11 protein-coding genes and 1 pseudogene are annotated in these 18,049 nt (G+C 73.0%); 3 read left to right on the forward strand and 9 right to left on the reverse strand.

The window, feature by feature from the left end:
- The 3 genes and pseudogenes from Voc01_RS26730 to Voc01_RS26740 all read right to left on the reverse strand — a co-directional run.
- Positions 1–871, reverse strand: a pseudogene (locus Voc01_RS26730) (hypothetical protein); the annotation flags it as partial.
- Entirely contained in the window at positions 868–1,206 is a 339-nt protein-coding gene (locus Voc01_RS26735) for a hypothetical protein (protein ID WP_203930315.1), read from the reverse strand. The pseudogene Voc01_RS26730 and the gene Voc01_RS26735, both read right to left, overlap by 4 nt.
- Before the next feature lie 760 nt (positions 1,207–1,966).
- Positions 1,967–3,733: a hypothetical protein gene (locus Voc01_RS26740; RefSeq protein ID WP_203930316.1), complete on the reverse strand. Its 1,767-nt coding sequence runs from the start codon at positions 3,731–3,733 to the stop codon at positions 1,967–1,969.
- A gap of 131 nt (positions 3,734–3,864) precedes the next feature.
- Here Voc01_RS26740 and Voc01_RS26745 point away from each other — a divergent pair, with 131 nt between their 5' ends.
- Positions 3,865–5,001, forward strand: coding sequence for an endo-1,4-beta-xylanase (locus Voc01_RS26745; RefSeq protein WP_239160508.1), 1,137 nt, complete (start codon positions 3,865–3,867; stop codon positions 4,999–5,001).
- A complete protein-coding gene (locus Voc01_RS26750; protein WP_203930317.1) occupies positions 4,998–5,990 on the forward strand; it encodes a glycosyltransferase family 4 protein in 993 nt (330 codons plus the stop codon). The genes Voc01_RS26745 and Voc01_RS26750 overlap by 4 nt, the downstream gene beginning before the upstream one ends.
- Here Voc01_RS26750 and Voc01_RS26755 read toward each other — a convergent pair.
- The 5 genes from Voc01_RS26755 to Voc01_RS26775 form a co-directional block, all read right to left on the reverse strand.
- Positions 5,960–8,869: a glycosyltransferase gene (locus tag Voc01_RS26755; RefSeq protein WP_203930318.1), complete on the reverse strand. Its 2,910-nt coding sequence runs from the start codon at positions 8,867–8,869 to the stop codon at positions 5,960–5,962. The two genes, Voc01_RS26750 and Voc01_RS26755, sit on opposite strands and share 31 nt — an antisense overlap.
- Positions 8,866–10,422, reverse strand: coding sequence for a lipopolysaccharide biosynthesis protein (locus tag Voc01_RS26760; RefSeq protein ID WP_203930319.1), 1,557 nt, complete (start codon positions 10,420–10,422; stop codon positions 8,866–8,868). Before Voc01_RS26760 ends, Voc01_RS26755 begins: the two co-directional genes overlap by 4 nt.
- 69 nt (positions 10,423–10,491) lie before the next feature.
- On the reverse strand, positions 10,492–10,743 hold the full coding sequence (locus Voc01_RS26765) for a phosphopantetheine-binding protein (RefSeq protein WP_203930320.1): 252 nt from the start codon (positions 10,741–10,743) through the stop codon (positions 10,492–10,494).
- Positions 10,740–13,757 (reverse strand): non-ribosomal peptide synthetase, encoded by a 3,018-nt coding sequence (locus Voc01_RS26770; RefSeq protein ID WP_203930321.1) that lies wholly within the window; start codon positions 13,755–13,757, stop codon positions 10,740–10,742. Before Voc01_RS26770 ends, Voc01_RS26765 begins: the two co-directional genes overlap by 4 nt.
- A complete protein-coding gene (locus tag Voc01_RS26775; RefSeq protein WP_203930322.1) occupies positions 13,754–15,256 on the reverse strand; it encodes a class I adenylate-forming enzyme family protein in 1,503 nt (500 codons plus the stop codon). Before Voc01_RS26775 ends, Voc01_RS26770 begins: the two co-directional genes overlap by 4 nt.
- 48 nt (positions 15,257–15,304) lie before the next feature.
- Here Voc01_RS26775 and Voc01_RS26780 point away from each other — a divergent pair, with 48 nt between their 5' ends.
- Complete coding sequence (locus Voc01_RS26780; protein ID WP_203930323.1) at positions 15,305–16,453, forward strand: glycosyltransferase; 1,149 nt, start codon at positions 15,305–15,307, stop codon at positions 16,451–16,453.
- Here Voc01_RS26780 and Voc01_RS26785 read toward each other — a convergent pair.
- Complete coding sequence (locus Voc01_RS26785) at positions 16,435–18,018, reverse strand: tryptophan halogenase family protein (protein WP_275423758.1); 1,584 nt, start codon at positions 18,016–18,018, stop codon at positions 16,435–16,437. The two genes, Voc01_RS26780 and Voc01_RS26785, sit on opposite strands and share 19 nt — an antisense overlap.
- Between the last annotated feature and the right edge of the window lie 31 nt (positions 18,019–18,049).

Genomic DNA, 18,049 nt, shown 5'->3' on the forward strand with positions numbered 1-18,049 from the left:
CTACCGGCACCCTGTGCTCGGCCAGCAACTCGGCCACCTGCCGGGCCGGGACCGGTTCGGCCTTCCCCTCGGTCGCCGTCTCGAAGAACAACATCCCCTGCTGACCGGCGAACGTCGGAATGTCCACCGGGTCGAAGGTCAACCGCCCGGCCCGGCGTCCCTGCTCCAACGTCCGGTGGTCCCCGAACAGGCCGTGAACGTCGAAGTGCACGACCTGGAACCAGCCCGTCCCGTGCACCTGCGACCTGGCCTGCAACGCCGCCCGCAACGCCGCCCAGGTGCCCGGCCGGACGAACTCCACCGTCACCGGCACGTGGGCCTGCCGCAGCGCCTCCAGCAACGGCCGCGACACCGTCCGGTACCCCACATCCTTCGGCCCGTCCGGACGTGCGGTCACCACCAGGATGTTCACCGCAGGCCGGTCGGCCGGCAGGTCGAACCGGTCCTCGAAACCGGCCACCCGCCGGATAACCGGCATCCGAACCCCCAGCGGCGTGTCCAGCTCCGGATCGCGCAGCGTCTCCCAGTGCAGACGCTGTAAGCCGGCCGAGCCCACCACCTCGATCCGGCAGCCCTCGAACGCCACATCTTTCAGCCGCCGGTAGCGGTACCGGGCCGCCTCCGACGCGAACACCTGCCCGAACAACACCCGCCCGTACTCGACCACCGCGGCTGCGGCGTTGTCGCGACGGTCCCAGTCCAGGAACGGAAACCGAAGATGCTCCTCGAAGTACCAGACCAGCTCCTCCTCCCTGGCCGCATCGAACGGATCCGACACCACCGCCTCGAACACCGCACCGTCGATCGACACCTCGACCGTGAACGAGCCGTCCGTACCAGCAGACCGCTCCCGGATCTGAATGATTGTCACGACTGGGCCGAACGCGTCCGCACCACCAGCACCCGATCACCGTTCGGAGTCGTCGACTCGATCAACTCCAGATCCAGCACCGGCGCCGGCTGCGCCGACGACCGCACCACCAACCGCCGCACCAACTCATACAAGGCCGTACTCGCTAGATTCACCGCCAGCGGCACCACCACCAACTCAACTAGACCGGGCACGAATACCCGCCCGCCCGAGCCGCCGTCGCCGACCGACGCCGGACCCACCGCCGCCGCTTCCGGATCATCCCGCCACACCGCAGCAAGATCCTCCGCACGCACCCCAACCGCGGAATCCACCGCCACCAGCAAACGATCCACCAAGACCTCCCAGAAACAAACCAGCCACCCACCCAACCACCCGGCAACAGCCCACAGGAAGGCTCATCACTCCACCGATACCAACCAGACGACCATCAACCCACGCCGATCATCCCGACCAGACATCCGCTCATCGGCATGAGCGGAAGGCGGCGATGTGCCTTGGTGATCGGAGCCGGGTCCTGATCGTCGCTGTCCGTGGCCGGCGGCGGCCAGTTTGAGCATGCCGCCCTGATGCCGTGGCCAGGGTGCGTCGAGACAAGCAGTCGGTGACTATCGAGGTGATGTCGGGGTATTCGGCCGGAGTTTGTGATCACGGCGACGAGTACGCCGACCAGGATGAATGGTCCGACTGCGATGTGGTCGGTTGATATTTTTCGCGTCCGGCGAGCGACCCCAAAGTCAGGATCAGTGCGAGGGCGAGGGGTGGTTGTGACGAGCGCGTCGAGTCCGAGCCCTTTGAGGTTCAGGCCGACCACGACGGCCAGCATTCCGTCGCCGCGACCCCATTCCCAAGGTCTTTGAGAGGATCGGAACCAGGTAGAGCACGCCGGGAACGAGGCCGCCGAACAGGGCCAGCCACAACCTCGCGGATGTCGGCGGCGATGGCTGCGGGACTGAACGGGCCGAGGCTGCCGAGCCAGGCTGCGAGGGTGAGTGTGTCCGGTAGTCGGAGGACTGCGAGGTCGATCAAGGCGAGCGCAATGCTGAGTACCCAGCTCGATGTCGCTGCTGGTATCAGTCCGAGGAGTATTGCTACTTAGGGGGTCTGCGAGCGGACGTCGTTGAGCGTCTTCAGGACCGGGTCCTGCAACGGCTTGGACGTGTTGCCCTGCACGATGACCACCCACTGCAGCGGGCCGCCGGCCGTGGTGCCGAAGTAGTGCACCATCGTGAACTGCACGCGCCCGTCGCCGTAGTCGACGGCGACGAACTTGGTCGTCGGATCGGTGGGAGCCAGCACGCCGTCGGGCTTCCAGGGGGTCATCGTCTCGAACTGGGCCTGCTCGGTGGCGTCGCAGCTGTTGACGCAGCGCCGGACCACGAACGCCATCACGGTGTGGTTCGGCTGCACGCCCCAGGTGCAGTTGTGCGCCTTGTAGCCCGGTTCGCCGACGAAGTACTGGCAGGCCGCGTCGGCAGGCGTGCGGAACGCGAACGGCCAGGTCTCGAAGTCCTGGACCCGCGTCGCCTCGCCGGCCTGCCAGGTGCCGCCGAGCACCGCCACCGGTGCCGCCGCCTCCTGGAAGGTCGGCCGCGGGATCGGCGTGGGGCTGGGCGAGGGTGACGGCGACGGGCCGGCCGTCGGGGCCGTCCCGCCTCCGGTGTCCGTGGCCCGGCCGGGCAGGACGAAGGCGGCGGTCGCCGCACCGGCGGCGAGAAGAAGCACCACCCCGGCGACCACCGCCATTCGCATGCGGTTGCGGGCCCGGCGGCGCCGCCGGTCGGCCAGGTCCTGCGCGGTCGGCAGCGGCGGAATGTCGGGCGAACGCACCGGTTGGCCCTGCCCGTCCCAGGGCTGCGGCGCCACGCGGACGGTCTGCTCCTGCCCCCACGGCGGGGCGGGCTCCGCGGGCGGGGTGGCGGGCCCGTGCTCAGCGCCGGCGGCGACCGGGGTCGCCGACTGCTGACCCCACGGCAACGGCGGGGCATTCGCGGGCGGCGCCGGCGCCGGGTCGGGCACCTGCCCCCACGGCGCCGCCTGCTGCGGGACGGGCTGCGCGGCCGGCTGCGGGGCCGGCTGCTGCGGGATCGGCTGCGGGACGGGCTGTGCGGCCGCCGGCTGCGGAACCGGCGGCGGAGTGTCGTGGACGGGAGCGGTCATGGGTTGCGCCGGGGGAGGGGGCGCGACCGTGGACGGCCACTGCGCGGCAACGGGCGACCCGGGCGGAGCCACAGGCGCTGTCGGAGGCACGGGCGCTGTCGGAGCCACGGGCGCTGCCGGAGCCACCGGTGCACCCGACCCGCCCGGCGAGGCACCCGGCATCCACGGCATCGCGGCCGGCGATCCGGTCGGCGTGACAGGAGCGATGGGAGACCCGGCCGGCACCACCGGCGACCCCGGCGGTGCCACGGGCGACCCCGGCGGTGCCACGGGCGACCCAGGCGGTGCGAAGGGCGCCCCCGGCGGCGGGACCGGCATCACCGGCGACGCCACGGGTACCGCCGGCGCCACCGGCGCGATCGGTGAGCCGGGCGCGGCCGACGGAAGCGCCGCGGCCAGTTCCAGGAGCCGTTCGACGAACGCGTGGCTGCGAGGGTCCGCCGCGAGGGCCGCCCACGGCTGCACGCCGATGGCGTCCTCGGCCAGCACGGTGACGTCGGTGACGTCGGGGCGCTGGGCCCACCGGACGGCGTCGACGAACAGGGCGCGTGCGGCCGGGTTGTTCATCGCGGCGGGCGTCACCAGCACCATGATCGCCGGCTGGTCGCTGGCGGACCGACCGTCCCAGACCTCCACGGTCGCGGCCTGACGGACCGGGCGAACCCACTGGAACGTCTGTCCGACCTGCCCCGATGACTGCATCCCCGCCTCCAACGCACCCCTGTCGGATATTCTCTCTCATCGACGCCATCCACCGACATGGACGACCGTGCGTTGAGGTGCCGAAACGGCCGGACGAGCCTACCCGCCGCCGCAAGGTATGGTCGCTGTCGATGCGTGTACCGATGCCACCGCGCCACCTCCGGCTTCCGGTGTGGGCGCTGACCAGCGCGACGGTCGTCGTCGTGCTCATCGGTGCGGCCGTCGGCGTCGCGCTGCTCAGCGGGGCGGCCATGACCTCGGAGACGACGCGAAGCAGCCTCAACGAGCGGGCGACCGGCCTGGGCAACGGGCTGCGGCACCGCGCCCACGCGAGCGGCCTGAAGATCGGCGCTGCGGCGCAGCCGACGGCGCTGGCCGGCAACGAGGGGTACCGGACGGTGCTGTCCCGGGAGTTCGACAGCGTGACGTCGGAGAACCAGCTCAAATGGGACATCATCGAGCCGTCCCGCGGACTGTTCGACTGGTCGAGCGCCGACGCGTTGATCGGGTTCGCCGAGGCCAACGGGCAGAGCGTCCGGGGGCACACGCTGGTCTGGCACGACGCGCTGCCGGGCTGGCTCGCCAACGGCAGCTTCAGCCCGGAGGAACTCCGGAACCTGCTGCGTGACCACATTCACGCCGTCGTCGGCCGGTACAAGGGCCGCGTCGACGCGTGGGACGTCGTCAACGAGGCGGTGGCCGACAACGGAGGCAGGCTGCGCCGGTCACCCTGGATGGACGCGCTCGGACCCGGCTACATCGCCGACGCCCTGCGCTGGGCCCACGAGGCCGACCCCGCGGCCAGGCTGTACATCAACGACTACGCCGTGGAAGCGGCGAACATGAAGAGCGACGCGCTGTACAACATCGCCGCGGGACTGCGCCGCGACGGCGTGCCCCTGCACGGGGTCGGGTTCCAGTCGCACCTGGCCCTCGGCGCCGACCTGACCACCCTCGGCGCCAACCTCCGTCGCTTCGCCGACCTCGGCCTCGACGTCGCGATCACCGAGATGGACGTGCGGCTGCCGCTGCCGGCCACGGCGGCCCAGCACGCCGAGCAGGCCGACCTCTACACCCGGGTCCTGCAGGCGTGCCTGGCCGTGGAGCGCTGCGTCTCGTACACGGTATGGGGCTTCACCGACCGGTACTCGTGGGTCCCGTACGCCTATCCCGGCTGGGGTGACGCGTGTCTCTTCGACGGCGACTACCAGCCGAAGCCGGCGTACCTGCAGCTGCGCCGCATGCTCGTCGACAGCCCGCGCCGGTGACCGGCGGGGAACAGCCGGCTCTGCGCGTGCTGCACGTCACCAACATGTGGCCGGTCGAGGACAGCTTCCGCGGCATCTTCGTGCGCGAACAGGTCGACGCGTTGCGGGCGGCCGGGGTGCACGTCGACGTCGAGGTCGTCGCGCAGGCCCGCGGTCGTCGGGACTACCTGTTGGCCGCGCCGCGGATCCGCCGGCGGGTCCGCGACGGCCGTTACGACCTCGTGCACGTCCACCACGGCATGACCGCGCTCGCGACCCGGCTCGTCGGACCGGTGCCACGGATCCTCGCCCTCTACGGGCACGACATCAACTGGCACTGGCAGCGCTGGATCACGCGGCTGGGCTGGGGTGGCGTCGCCGACAAGGTGTACGTGTCGCGGCGGATGGCGGTCGCCGCGGGCGACCCCGACGGCGAGGTCATCCCGAACGGCGTCGACTTCGGCCTGTTCACCCCGGTCGACCGCGACAAGGCACGCGCGGGCCTGGGTTTCGCCGCCGACGAGAAGGTGATCCTGTTCGGCGGCGTGCCGGAGAACTGGGTCAAGGGCCACGACGTGTTCACCGATGTCCTCGGCGGGCTGGCCGCGCGGGGGATCAGGGCACGCGAGCTGGTGCTCGCCGCGCCCGGGCAGAGCCGGGCCGACGTCGCACCGAAGTTCGCCGCCGCCGACCTGCTGCTGTTCACCTCGCGCCGGGGCTACGAGGGGTCACCGACGGTGGTCAAGGAGGCGTCGGTGATCGGGCTGCCGGTGGTGACCACCGACGTCGGCGACGTCGCCGAGGTCCTGGCCGGGGTGACGCCGTCGGCCGTCGTGCCGTGGGGCGCCACCCGCGCGGAGCTGGTCGACGCGCTGACCGCGCGGGCCGTGGAGGTGCTGGCCGACGGCCGCCGGTCCAACGGTCGCGAGGTCAACGCCCGGCTGGACTGGGCCATCGTCGCCCACCGGGTGGTCGCGTACTACCGGCGGGTGCTCACGTCGTCGCGCTGAGGGTCGCGCTGCCGCGGGATGGTCACGGCCGCGGTCGGCTGCGGGCCGGGCTCCGGTCGAGGTGACCGGCGCAGCGCCAGCCGGTCGACCAGCGCGAGATAGATGAGCTTCTGCTCCCGCCACTGCAACGGCACCAACGCGGCGCCGGCCCGCTCGGCCTGCCTGCGGGCCCGCTCCGGGTCGCCCGCCAGCGCACGCATCGCGGCCAGCAGGTTGTCGACGCTGGCGGGATCGACGAACGTGATGGTGTCGTCGGGGAAGTGCCGCGTGATGACCCGGTTGCGGAAGCTGATCACCGGTACGCCGAGGGCCATGTACTCCATCAGCTTCGTCGGCAGGACCTCGCTGGTCCACGGGTCGAGCTGGCTGGGCAGCACCCCGAAGTGCACCTGCTCCAGGGCCTTCGGGATCGACGTGATCGGCAGGAGGCCGTCGGGCAGGGTGACGATCGTGTCCAGGCCGCCCTCGGTCACCTGCCTGCGCAGGGCGGGGAGGGCGTCGCCGCTGCCGAGGATCTGCAGCCGCACCCGGGGCAGTTCGCGGTGCAGGAGCGCCACCGCCTCGACGAGGTTGGCCAGCCCGTGCCGGGGTGCGAGGAGACCGTGGTAGCTGAAGACGAGGTCGCCGTCGTCGGCGGGCGGTCGGTGCTCGCGGGGCGGGAAGAGCCGCTCGTCGGGGCTGTTGAGCACGACCGTGACCGGCCGTTTCGTCATGGGCCGGATCGTCTCGGCGTACGGTTCGTGGACGGTGAGCACCTCGTCGGCGTACGCGAACGCGGCCCGGGTGCTCAGCTGGATGGCGCGCATCAGGAGCCCGCGCGGCGGGAACTTGGACGCGAACAACTGGGCGGTCAGGTCGTGCACGTCGAGCAGGACCGGCGTCCCGGTGAGCTTCTGCGCCACGGTCGTGAAGATCATGGCCTCGGGCATCGTGTTGGCCTGTACGAGGTCGAACGCGCGGGGCCGGCGGACCAGCCACACGCTGGCCCGCACGAAGAACGCGCCGTAGAGCCGCAGGTACGCCAGCGCCGACTCGCCGCGGTACTTGGAGACCCGCAGGTGGACGACCCGGACGCCGTCGATCATCTCCTCGCGGGGCGCCCCGGGCCGGTGGAGCGCCAGCACGGTGACGTCGTCACCACGCGCGGCGAGCGCCTCGGCCTCGCGCCGCACGCGCGGGTTCGCCTCGTACTCCGACACGATCACCATGCCGACGCGCAGGGGACGCCCGACGCCGCCGGCCGCTGACGCCCGGGGCAGCCCGAGCGTCCACGCGATGCCGAGCACGGTGAACAGCAGCGGCGGGAACAGCGGGTTCTCCAACGAGATCGACAGGAATGCCACCAGCACCGCCACCACCATCGCGGCGACGGCCCAGGGCACGGCCGGCGACGGCAACGCCGGCTCCCCGCGTGCGTCGGTCGGCTCTCCCCGGTCGGTCCGGCGCCGCGCCCGCCGGGCCGCCAGCAGCAACGGTCGAATGAGCAGGAACAGCCACGTGACGTAGGCCAGCACGCCGATCGCGCCGGTCTCGACCCACAGATGCAGCCAGAACGAGTCGACGGTCTCGGTGTAGAAGCCGTGCATGTCGAAGCCGTGCGGACCGAACCGGGTGTCCTCGTTCCATCGCGGGTTGTTCTGGTAGGCCACGTAGCCGCCGAACTGGCCGGTGCCGTAGCCCAGCAGCGGACGGTGCAGCCAGAGGTCGAACGCCTGGTGCGCGTAGAGGATCCGGATCTCCCGCTCCACCGGCGGCCCCGAGGGCTCGACAGCCGACGGCGACGGCTGTGCCGCCGGCGTGGCCGTGCCCGGCGCCGGCGTGCCCGATCCCGCCGCACCCGGGCCGGTCGCACCCGGCGTCGGGGACTGGGCCGTCGGGGACTGGGCCGTCGGGGACTGGGCCGCGGGGGACCGGGCCGCGGGGGACTGGGCGGCCGGGGTCGGTGACGCCCGCTTCCCCGACGGCGCCTGCACCGCGTTGATGAGACCGTCGAGCCGGCGCGACCACTCCGCGCGGTTGCTCGGCGTGACCACCAGCGGCACCGCGGCGAACACGACGACCAGGGCGACGCACGCGTACGCGATCCGCCGACGGGACCCGTTGACCACCGCGACGACGACCAGCCCGGCTAACAGCGCGAGGATCGACTCGCGGGACTGGGTCGCGGCGAGCCCGAGCAGCACCACACCGAGCGCCGCCCACCACCAGGCACGCCGGCGTGGGCCGGTCACCAGGAGCGCGGCGATGCCCAGCGCGGTCAGCGCGAGCAGGTGCCCGAGGTCGTTGGGGTGCCGGAACAGCCCCTGCGCCCGGTTGATGTCGGCCCACGTCATGTCGTTCCAGCCGAGCCACAGGTACGCCGACCGCCCGAACGCGAGCTGCGAGATCCCGGCCAGCGCGTGCACGGCGACGAGCGGGGCCAGCGCGACCAGGAACCGGCGCACCTCCACGCGACCCGGCGTCAGCGCCCGCCACGCGTAGAGGACGACCGCGCCACGCAGGTACACGAAGACGCCCTGCGCGATCAGCGACAGTGACGACCCGTTCACCAGGCCGGCCACCACCAGCACGACGAACAGCACGGCCAGCGCCACGTCGGCGGCGGTCGTGAAGTCGCGCCAGCGGCGGGTCGTCGCGACCTTCACCGCCGTGGCGACGGCGAGCGAGATGTACAGCCCGTTCTTCAGCAGCCGCGGCCACGTCGTCGGCGCGACCTCGCCGAAGCTCGACATGCGCGCCTCGAGCAGCACGCCGTTGAGCCAGCCCTCGCACAGCACGAGAACCACGAGGCACAGCAGCAGTGTCCACAGGAGACCGTCGATGCGGCGCGTCCAGGTGACGGTGCCCGAGGCCCCCGCGGCCTTCACCAAGTCGGTCACGCCAGGTCAGCTCCACGAGGTCGTCGCGCGGCGGTCAACAGGACCCTGCCGTCCTTCGCGAACACCGCGATCGCGAGGAGGCAGCACAGCAACGCGGCCAGCGCGGGGCCGAGCGGACCGGCGTCGAACCGGTCGGACGCGGTCGCCACCGCGAAGGCGCCGCCGAGCGCGAGCACGCCGCGCGCGGCCGTGCCGCGCCAGCGCAGGGCCCAGCGCCGCGCGGCGGTCACCATGGGACCGGCGGAGGTGACGACCGTCGCGACGAGGTACGCCCCGGCGACCCCGGCGCCGCCGAACCACCACCCGAGCGGTGCGACCAGTGCCAGGCCCACCGCGCAGCCGACCACCGAGGCGAGCACCGGTACCCGTGCCTCCCGCATCGTGCCGCTGGCCAACGCGTTGATGGGACCGATCGCGGCGACCGCGACGTAGGTCGCGACGAGCAGCAGCCGCAGCTCCGGCGCGCCGGCCGAGTACTCCGCGCCCCCGTACGCCACGAGGATCGGGCCGGCGAGCGGAAGCGCCGCGGCGAAGACCGGTGCGAGCAGCACCATCGTCACGCGCGTCGACACGTCGGCGCTGCGGCCGACCGCGTCGTCGGCACCGCCGCCGCGGGCGTGCGACATCGCGGGGAACAGCGCCATTCCGAGGACCCGGGGCAGCAGGTAGAGCGGGGAGACGAGCGTCACGGCCGCGACGAGGAAACCGACGCTGCGGGCGTCGGCGAACCGGTCGGCCAGCAGCGGCACGCCCTGTAGCAGGCCGGCCGCGGACCCCGCGCCCACCGCGGCGAGGCCGGCGAACACCAGGATCTCCCGGCGTTGCGGCGCCGCCCGCCGGCCGTCTCCCGGTGGCAGCGCCGCGCGCCGGCCACCGGCCTGCCGGACCGCCGGGCGCAGGCCGAGCCGCGCACCGACGACCACCACCGCGTAGCCGGCGGTGAGTGGCGCGAGGTACAGCGTCGAGCCGGAGAGGACGACCAGCACCGTCGCCACGATGGCCAGGCCGGAGCCGGCCAGCTCCAGCCAGCCGTACCGGGCGACGCGGTCGAAGCCGTACAGGGCGGCCTTGTCGACGCTGTACGCCGAGAACACGGCGGCCAACAGTCCAACGTGGACACTGTCGGCGACGGTCACCGGGAACATCCACCACGCGAGGGCCCCGGCGGTGACGCCGAGGACGACCGCGCAGAGATCGGACACCCGCCGCAGCGAGGTGTATACCGCCACCGCGCCGGCGTCGTCGCCCCGTCCCCGGCCGCGCGCGACGTACTTCGTCATGGCGCTGGCCAGTCCCGCCGGGACGAACAGCGCCACGACGTAGGTGATGCCGATCAGCGACCCGATGAGCCCGTACGCGGCGGCACCGACCGAGTGGCTGACCAGCGAGCCGTGCGCGAGGCGGCTGACACCGAGCACGACGAGCGCCCCCATCGACAGCGCGCCGGCCCGGAGCACCACGCGGACCCCGAGGGAGGCGGTCGGTGCGTGGCCGGATCGGGCCACCTCGATGCCCTGGCCAGCCCGTCCGGCGGCGAGACGCTGGTCGGACATGCCGGGATCCTATCGACACCCGTGTCAGCCCGCCGTCCCAGGCACCCCGTTGGCCGCGCCGTCACCGCGTCATGGTTGGTCCGGCGTCAGGATCTGGGCGACGATGCCGTCGAGCGTGTCGACCGCGACGGCGGCGCCGAGGTCGAGCTCCACGCCGAACTCCAGCTCGACGGCGTCGGCCAGGCGCAGGTAGCCCAGCGACGTGAGGCCCAGCGCGCCCAGCGACCGGCCGGTCACCAACGCGTCGGTCGCCGTGATCGTGCCGTCGCTCGCCGCCTCGACCAGGGTGGCGAGCTGTTCGCGGACCGCCGGCGCGGTCACCGGACCGCCTCCCGGTCGGCGGTGACGAGGGACCCGGCGCACTCGGTCCGGATGTACTCGGCGATCTCGGCGACCGTGGGCGTGTCGTAGAACACGTCCAGCGGGACGTCGGCACCGAGCTGCATCTGGATGCGCGTCATCATCCGGGTGATGGACAGCGAGTGCCCGCCGAGGTCGAAGAGGTCCTCGTCGTCGCCGACGTCGTCGAGCCTGAGGACCTCGCACCAGATGGCGCGGACGGTGTCGGTCACGCCGTCGGTCACGCCGTCGGTGGCCCGGGGTGCGGCCGGTTCGTCGGGACGGTCGGGCCGGCGGACCGGTGCGGGCAGGGCCGCCCGGTCGAGCTTGCCGTTGGCGTTGACCGGGAACCGGTCCAGGACCATCCACTCGGCGGGAACCATCGCCGGCGGCAGGGACACGGCCAGATGCGCCCGCAGCGACGCCGGGTCGGGTGGCGGCCCGGACGGCACGACGTAGCCCATGAGCCACGGGTCGTCGTCGGCGCAGTAGCGGACGGCCGCCTGCGCCACCTGCGGGTGCTCCAGCAGGGTGGCCTCGATCTCGCCGAGCTCGACGCGGTGGCCGCGGATCTTCACCTGGTTGTCGGTGCGGCCGAGGAACAGCACGGAGCCGTCGGCCCGGTACCGGACCCGGTCGCCGGTGCGGTACAGGCGTCCGCCGGGGGTCCACGGGTCGGCGACGAACCGCTCGGCGGTCAGGTCGGGCCGGCCGAGGTAGCCGCGGGCGACACCGGCGCCGCCGACCCACAGCTCGCCGGGCACGCCGAGCGGGACCGGGCGGCGCGCGTCGTCGAGGACGTACAGCGTGCAGTTGGCGACCGGCCGGCCGATGGTGACGACGTCGACCGGCTCGGGCACGTCGGCCATCGTCGTGTACACGGTGGCCTCGGTGGGGCCGTACCCGTTCCACAGCCGCCGTACCCGGGCGCGCAGCCGGGCGGCCAGGGTGGGCGGCAGCACCTCCCCGCCGGACACCGCCACCACCGGTTCCCGCCCGGTGGCGCCGAACCCGCCGTCGAGGAGCATCTGCCATCCCGACGGGGTGGCCTGCACGTGCGTCACGCCGCTGTCGTGGATCAGGCGGACCAGCCCGGCCGGGTCGCGGGCCTCGCGGTCGGTTGCGATGACCGTGCGCCCACCGGTGACCAGCGGCAGGAACAGCTCCGCCGCGCAGATGTCGAACGACGCCGACGTGTGCGCCAGCCACACGTCGTCCGGGCCGGCGTCGAGGAGGTCGCGCAGCGCCAGCAGCAGGTTGGCCAGCTGGGCGTGGGGAACGTCAACGCCCTTGGGACGCCCGGTCGAGCCGGACGTGTACAGCACGTAGGCGGTACCGTCCGGCCGGTCGTCGGCCGGCACGGGCGTCGTCTCCGTTCCCGGACCGTCGACGTCGGTGAGCACCACGGCGGGCGCCGCGTCGCGGATGATGTGGTCGCGCCGGGCCGGTGGATACGCGGGATCGACCGGCACGTAGCCGGCACCGGTGCGCGCCACCGCGAGCAACGCCACCAGCAGGTCGAGCGACCGGTCGAGGCACACCGCCACGAGCGTGCCCGGTCCGGCGCCGCCGGCCCGCAGCCGGGCGGCGAGCCGCCCGCTCGCCGCGTCGAGGTCGGTGTAGGTCAGGCGCCGCCCGGCGCACTCGGCGGCCACGGCATGCGGCGCGGCGGCGACCCGGGCGGCGAACAGCGACCCGAGCGTCGCGTCGGACGGGTACGGACGGGCGGTGGTGTTCCACCGGCGCAGCACCAGGTCCAGCTCGTGCGGTGGCAGCATCGGCAGCTCCGCCACGGCCGCGTCGGGCTCGCGCACCGCGGCGTCGAGCAGCGTCCGCAGGTGCGCGCCGATCCGTTCGACGGCGGTGGTGGGGATCGCCGCCGGGCTGTGGCGCAGGCTCACCTCGACCGCGTCGGGCGCGTCGACGAGCTGCAGGTGCAGCGCGTTGCGGGCCGATCCGGAGAACATCGTCCAGTGGACCGTGGTGCGCAGCCCGGCGAACTCCGGGTCGGGCCCGCGTCGCCGGTAGCTGACCGACACCGGGGTGAGCGCGGCCCGGGGACGGACCCGGCCGACGGCGTGCGGCACCGGCACGGCCCGGTACCGGTACGCCGCGCGCAGTTCGGCGCGGACCGCGGTGGCGAGGTCGGCGAACGTGACGTCGGCGGGGGCGGTGACCGTCACCGGCAGCTCGTTGACGAAGTGGCCGATGGCGCCGGCGACCCCGGGCGTGCGGGTGGACACGTCGACGGCCACCGGCAGGTCGGTGTTGCCGTAGCGGCGCAGCACCGCGTGGAAGGCGGCGACGAACAGCTCGAACCGGGTCACCCCGAGCTTGCGCACGCCGCGGTCGACCGCCTCGGTGAGCGCCGGGTCGAGGGTGAATGTGACCTCCGCGCCCGGCTCCGCGCCGACCGGCTGGTGGTGCAGCTCCGGGAGCACGAGGTCGGTCGGGTCGCGCCAGCGTGGCGCCCAGAACCGGCGCGCCGCCTCGAGGTCGGCCGCGACCCGGACCCGCTCGTCCGCGGCGTGGGAGGCGGCACCGGGTTCCGGTGGGAGCGCGACACCGGAGTAGGCGCGGGCAAGGTCCCGCACGAGGATGTCCTTGGACATGCCGTCGAAGACCAGATGGTGCGCCACGAACAGGAGCAGGTGCCGCTCCGGGCCGTCGGCGGCCAGCGTGATCCGGACGAGTGGACCCCGCGCCAGGTCGAACGGGGCGGCCACCGCGTCGGCGACGGTCGTCTCGCCGAGAACGGTGCGGTGCACCCGCGGTGGGACCGGCGAGGGCACCAGCGCGGTGGCGCCGTCGACCTCGACGACGGCGCTGCGCAACGGAACGTGTCGGGCCAGCACGGCGTCGCAGGCGGCCACGAGCGCGGCCGCGTCGAGCGGACCGTCGAACCGGATGCCGAGCGCCATGTGGTAGCTCGCGCCGGCACCGCCGGCCCGTTCGGTGAGCCAGATCCCGTGCTGGGCGTCCGTGGTCTGTGTCATGCGCCGTCTCCCAGAATCGTTGCCGCCAACTGACGTTTGAGCACCTTGCCGCCCGCGTTGCGGGGTAGGGCGTCCACCGTGACCATCCGGGCCGGTAGCTCGTGCCCGGCCAGCCGGTCCTTCAGGAACCCGCGCAGGGCGGGCAGGTCGAGCGGGTCCCGGAGCACCAGCGCGGCGGCCACGACCGTGCCGAGCACGGGATGCGGCACGCCGACCACGGCGACCTCGCGCACCGCCGGGTGCTCGTGGATCGCGGCCTCGACCTGGAGCGTGGACACCTTGTACGCGCCCGTCTTGATGACGTCCTGGTGCCGGTCGACCAGGTACAGGTGGCCGTCGGCGTCGAGGCGGCCGAGGTCGCCCATGCGGACCCACCCGTCGTGGAACACCTCGCGGCTGGCGGACGCGTCGCCGTAGTAGGCGCGGGAATGCGGCGAGCGCAGCCACACCTCGCCGGTCTGCCCCCTCGGCACCGGGCGGCCGTCGGGGTCGGTGATGCGCAGCGAGCCGCCGGACGGGCGTCCCACCGAACCGGGACGCCTCGGATCGAACACCATCGTGGTGTGCGCCGGCGCCGCCTCCGTCGAGGTGTAGGAGTTGACGACCGTCGCGCGGGGGAACGCCGCGACGAGGGCCGTGGCCACCGCCGGGGGCAGAGCCGCCGCGGTGGAGCCGATCAGCAGGACGCTGGACGTGTCGAAGCGGTCGAGGACCCCGGACGCGAGCAGTTCGATCGCCATCGACGGAACGAGGAACACGGTGCCGACCCGGCGCGACTCGACGAGGCGGGCGAAGCGCATCGGGGTGAACTCGGGGAGGGTCAACGCGGCCGGATGCGCGTCCAACGCGTGGCGCAGCATGGTCTGCGCGGCGTTGGTGCCGATCGGGAACGCGTGCAGGAAGTGCATCGAGTGCGTCATCGGCCGGCGGCGGGGGTCGCCGGTGGCGCCGGCGGTGAGGTTCGCGTGGGTGGCCGCGACACCCTTGGGCCGGCCCGTCGTGCCGGAGGTGTAGAGGATCTGCGCCAGGTCCGTCGGCTCCGGCGGCTCGAGGTCGGCCGGTGCACCGGTCACAGCGCCTGTCGTGCCACCGGCGGTCAGGTCGCCGACACCGCACTGCCAGACGCCCGTGTCCACGGGGTCCGAAGCGTGCAGCACCCCGACGGCCGCGCAGTGCCCGACGACGTACCGCAGTTCGGCCGGCGGGAGCCGGTCGGAGCAGGGCACCGCGACCGCGCCGGCTGCCAGGACGCCGCAGTAGGCCACGGCGAAGTCGGTCCAGTGCCGGGCGCCGAACCGCAGCACGACCCGGTCGCCGCGCCGGACCCCACGCGCGCGCAGTCCGCCCGCGAGGGTCAGGGCGTCGCGGTGCCACCGCGCGAACGTGAGGCCGCCGACGCCGTGGGTCTCGATGGCGACCCGCTCCGGGTCGGCGTCGGCGCGGACTGCCAGCTGTGCCGGGACCGTGCGGGGCGCCGGCGGCCGGTTCGCAGTCGACATGCGGTTTCTCCATGCATAGATTGCAATGTTTATATATATATTGCTGGGATGCGGACAGCGTTACTGCTTGTCGGGTCGATCGATCAGCCGGGCGGCATGGGGATGCGGTGGCGCGCCCTGTACGAGGCGATGGGCGGCCCGGCGGGCTGCCGGCTGTACGAGGTCGTCTGCGACCGCACGACCATCTGCCACGACCGGTGCGCGGTCTCCGGGGCCGCGCACCGCCGGCCGGGGCACCGCGGCTCCTACTTCGACCGCCCCTTCTGCCGCGGCTGGCTCGACCGGCTGGTGGGGCGGATCGCCGCCGACGGCGTCACCACCGTGGTGTGCAGCGGGCTGAACACCTACCGCTACGTCACCGGGCTGGCCGGCCGGACCGGAACCCGCCTCGTCTACGACATGCACAACGCGGAGCTGCCGCTGCACCGGTCGATCAACGCGGCGATGCTGGCCGGTGCGGCCGGCACGGTCCAGTACGGTCCCATGCCCCTGGACCTCGTGGAGTTCGCCGAACGCGCGGCCCTGACCGCGGCGGACGAGATCTGGACCTGCAGCGACCGCGACCTGGCCGACATCGCCGAGCTCTACCCGACGGCCGCCGCGACACCCACCCGCGTGGTGCCCAACGTCGTGACGGTTCCCGCGCCACCGCACCCCGACGGGCCGGCACCCGCACCGCGGCGCGTGGTGTTCACCGGACGCATGGACTACTACCCGAACCTGGTGGCCGCCCGGGCGGTGGTCGACGACCTCGCCCCCGCGCTGCTGGCGGCCGGGCGCACGGTTCCCGTCGTGGTGTGCGGCGCGGTGCTCGACGAGTGGATCCCCGCCGACGGCCTGCCGCCGACCGTGCGGCTGGTCAGCGACCCGCCCAGCACCGCGCCGCTGGTGACCGGCGGCGTGCTGGTCGTGCCGCTGACCCTCGGCGGCGGGAGCCGGTTGAAGATCCTGGAGGGGTTCGCCCTGCGGGCGCCGGTCGTGTCCACCGCCAAGGGCGTGGAAGGGCTCGACGTGACGCCCGGGGTGCACTACCTGCCGGCGGAGACGCCGGCCGGGTTCGCCGACGCCGTCGGCCGGGTGCTCGACGACGAGGACCTGCGCACACGGCTGGTCGAGTCGGCCGCGCACCTGGTGCGCGACCGGTACTCGATGCCCGCGCTGCGTGCCTGCCTCCACGGCTACAGCCCGGACTGCTGACGGCGCATCCGGGAGAAGTACTCGTGCTGGCTCGGCAGCGCGCGCACCAGCTCGTCGGCCTTGTCCCGCAGGGCCTGGAACTCCTTGCGCGCCGCCTGCTCGTCGGCCAGGCGCAGTGCCGGCGACGGGCGCAGCGGGATCCCGCCGGTACCCAGCAGGATGCACATGTACGAGTACGGCGGCAGGCCGTGGTAGTAGGGGAACACGGTTTCGGCGTCGGGCAGCTTGGTCTGCCACAGCTCCAGCCGCTCGGCCAGCCCGTCGGGGATCACGCGGGTCTTGGCGTCGCGCCAGTAGGCGTTGTCGTCGCGGGCCGCGCCCTTGTAGTGCAGCACGAGGAACTCGCGTACGCCGTCCATGCAGTGCGCGATCGCCGAGTTGTACATCGTGCGCAGCGTCGGGTTCCAGTCGGGGCCGGGGAAGAACTTCACCAGCTGCTCGATCGCGTGGTGGATGAAGAAGATGCCGGTCGACTCCAGCGGCTCGACGAACCCGCTGGACAGCCCGACCGCCACGACGTTGTTGACCCACGAGTTGCGGCTGCGGCCGATGCGCATCCGGATGTGGTTGGCCGGCACGTCGGCGGCCTCCGGTCCGACGAACTCGCGCAGGACCCGCTCGGCCTCCTCCGGCTCGCAGTAGTCGCGGGCGTACACGTATCCGGTGCCGATGCGGCCGAACAGCGGGATCGTCCAGATCCAGCCGGCGTCCTGCGCGGTCGCCGTGGTGCACGGCCGGATGCCGCGGGCGGCCATGTCTAGCGGCACCTGCAGGGCCACCGCGCTGTCGTTGGGAAGCGTGTCCTGATAGGACACGAACGGCTCCGCGAGCTTCTTGTTCAGCAGCAGGGCACGGAAGCCGGTGCAGTCGACGAACAGGTCGCCGGTGAGGTCGCCGTGTTCGCGGGTCCGCACGTGGGTGACCCAGCCGCGCCCGTCGACGGCGACGTCGTCGACGTCGTCGACCACGTGCCGCACGCCGCGCTGGGTGGCGTACCCGGTGAGGAACTTCGCCAGCAGGTGCGCCTCGAAGTGGTAGGCGTACGGGATCTGCGCGCCCTGGTACGCCGCGATCGTGCTGCGGGCGTTGCCGTCGCGGCGCTCGACGAAGTCCTGTTCGAACAGCCGGCCGTCGAGGTGCCGCGGGTTGCGTCCGGCGTCGCACAGCGACGCGATGACGAAGCAGTCGCGGTCGAACCGGTCGGTCACCGGCTCCCGCAGCCACCAGTCGGTGAGCGGGAACCCGTCGACGGAACGCATCTGCTCGAACGGGTGGTAGAAGTGGTGCCCCGGCCGCCGCCAGTTCTCGAAGCGGACGGCCAGCTTGTACGTGGCGTTGCAGGCGGGCATCCACTCGGTCTCGTCGAGCCCGAGGAAGTCGAAGAAGTGCCGGATGTCGCTGAACGTCGCCTCGCCGACCCCGATGGTCCCGATCCGGCCGGACTCGACGAGGGTGATCGACACGCGGTCGCCGAATGCCGCGGCGAGATACGACGCCGTCATCCATCCTGATGTGCCCCCGCCCACGATGACAATCGAACGGGGTGCCGGGGAGTCTGTTTCCATGGTGCCCTTTCTAGTCGATATTTCCGAGCCG

Origin of the sequence: Virgisporangium ochraceum (assembly GCF_016863655.1) — a bacterium.
Taxonomy (GTDB): domain Bacteria; phylum Actinomycetota; class Actinomycetes; order Mycobacteriales; family Micromonosporaceae; genus Virgisporangium; species Virgisporangium ochraceum.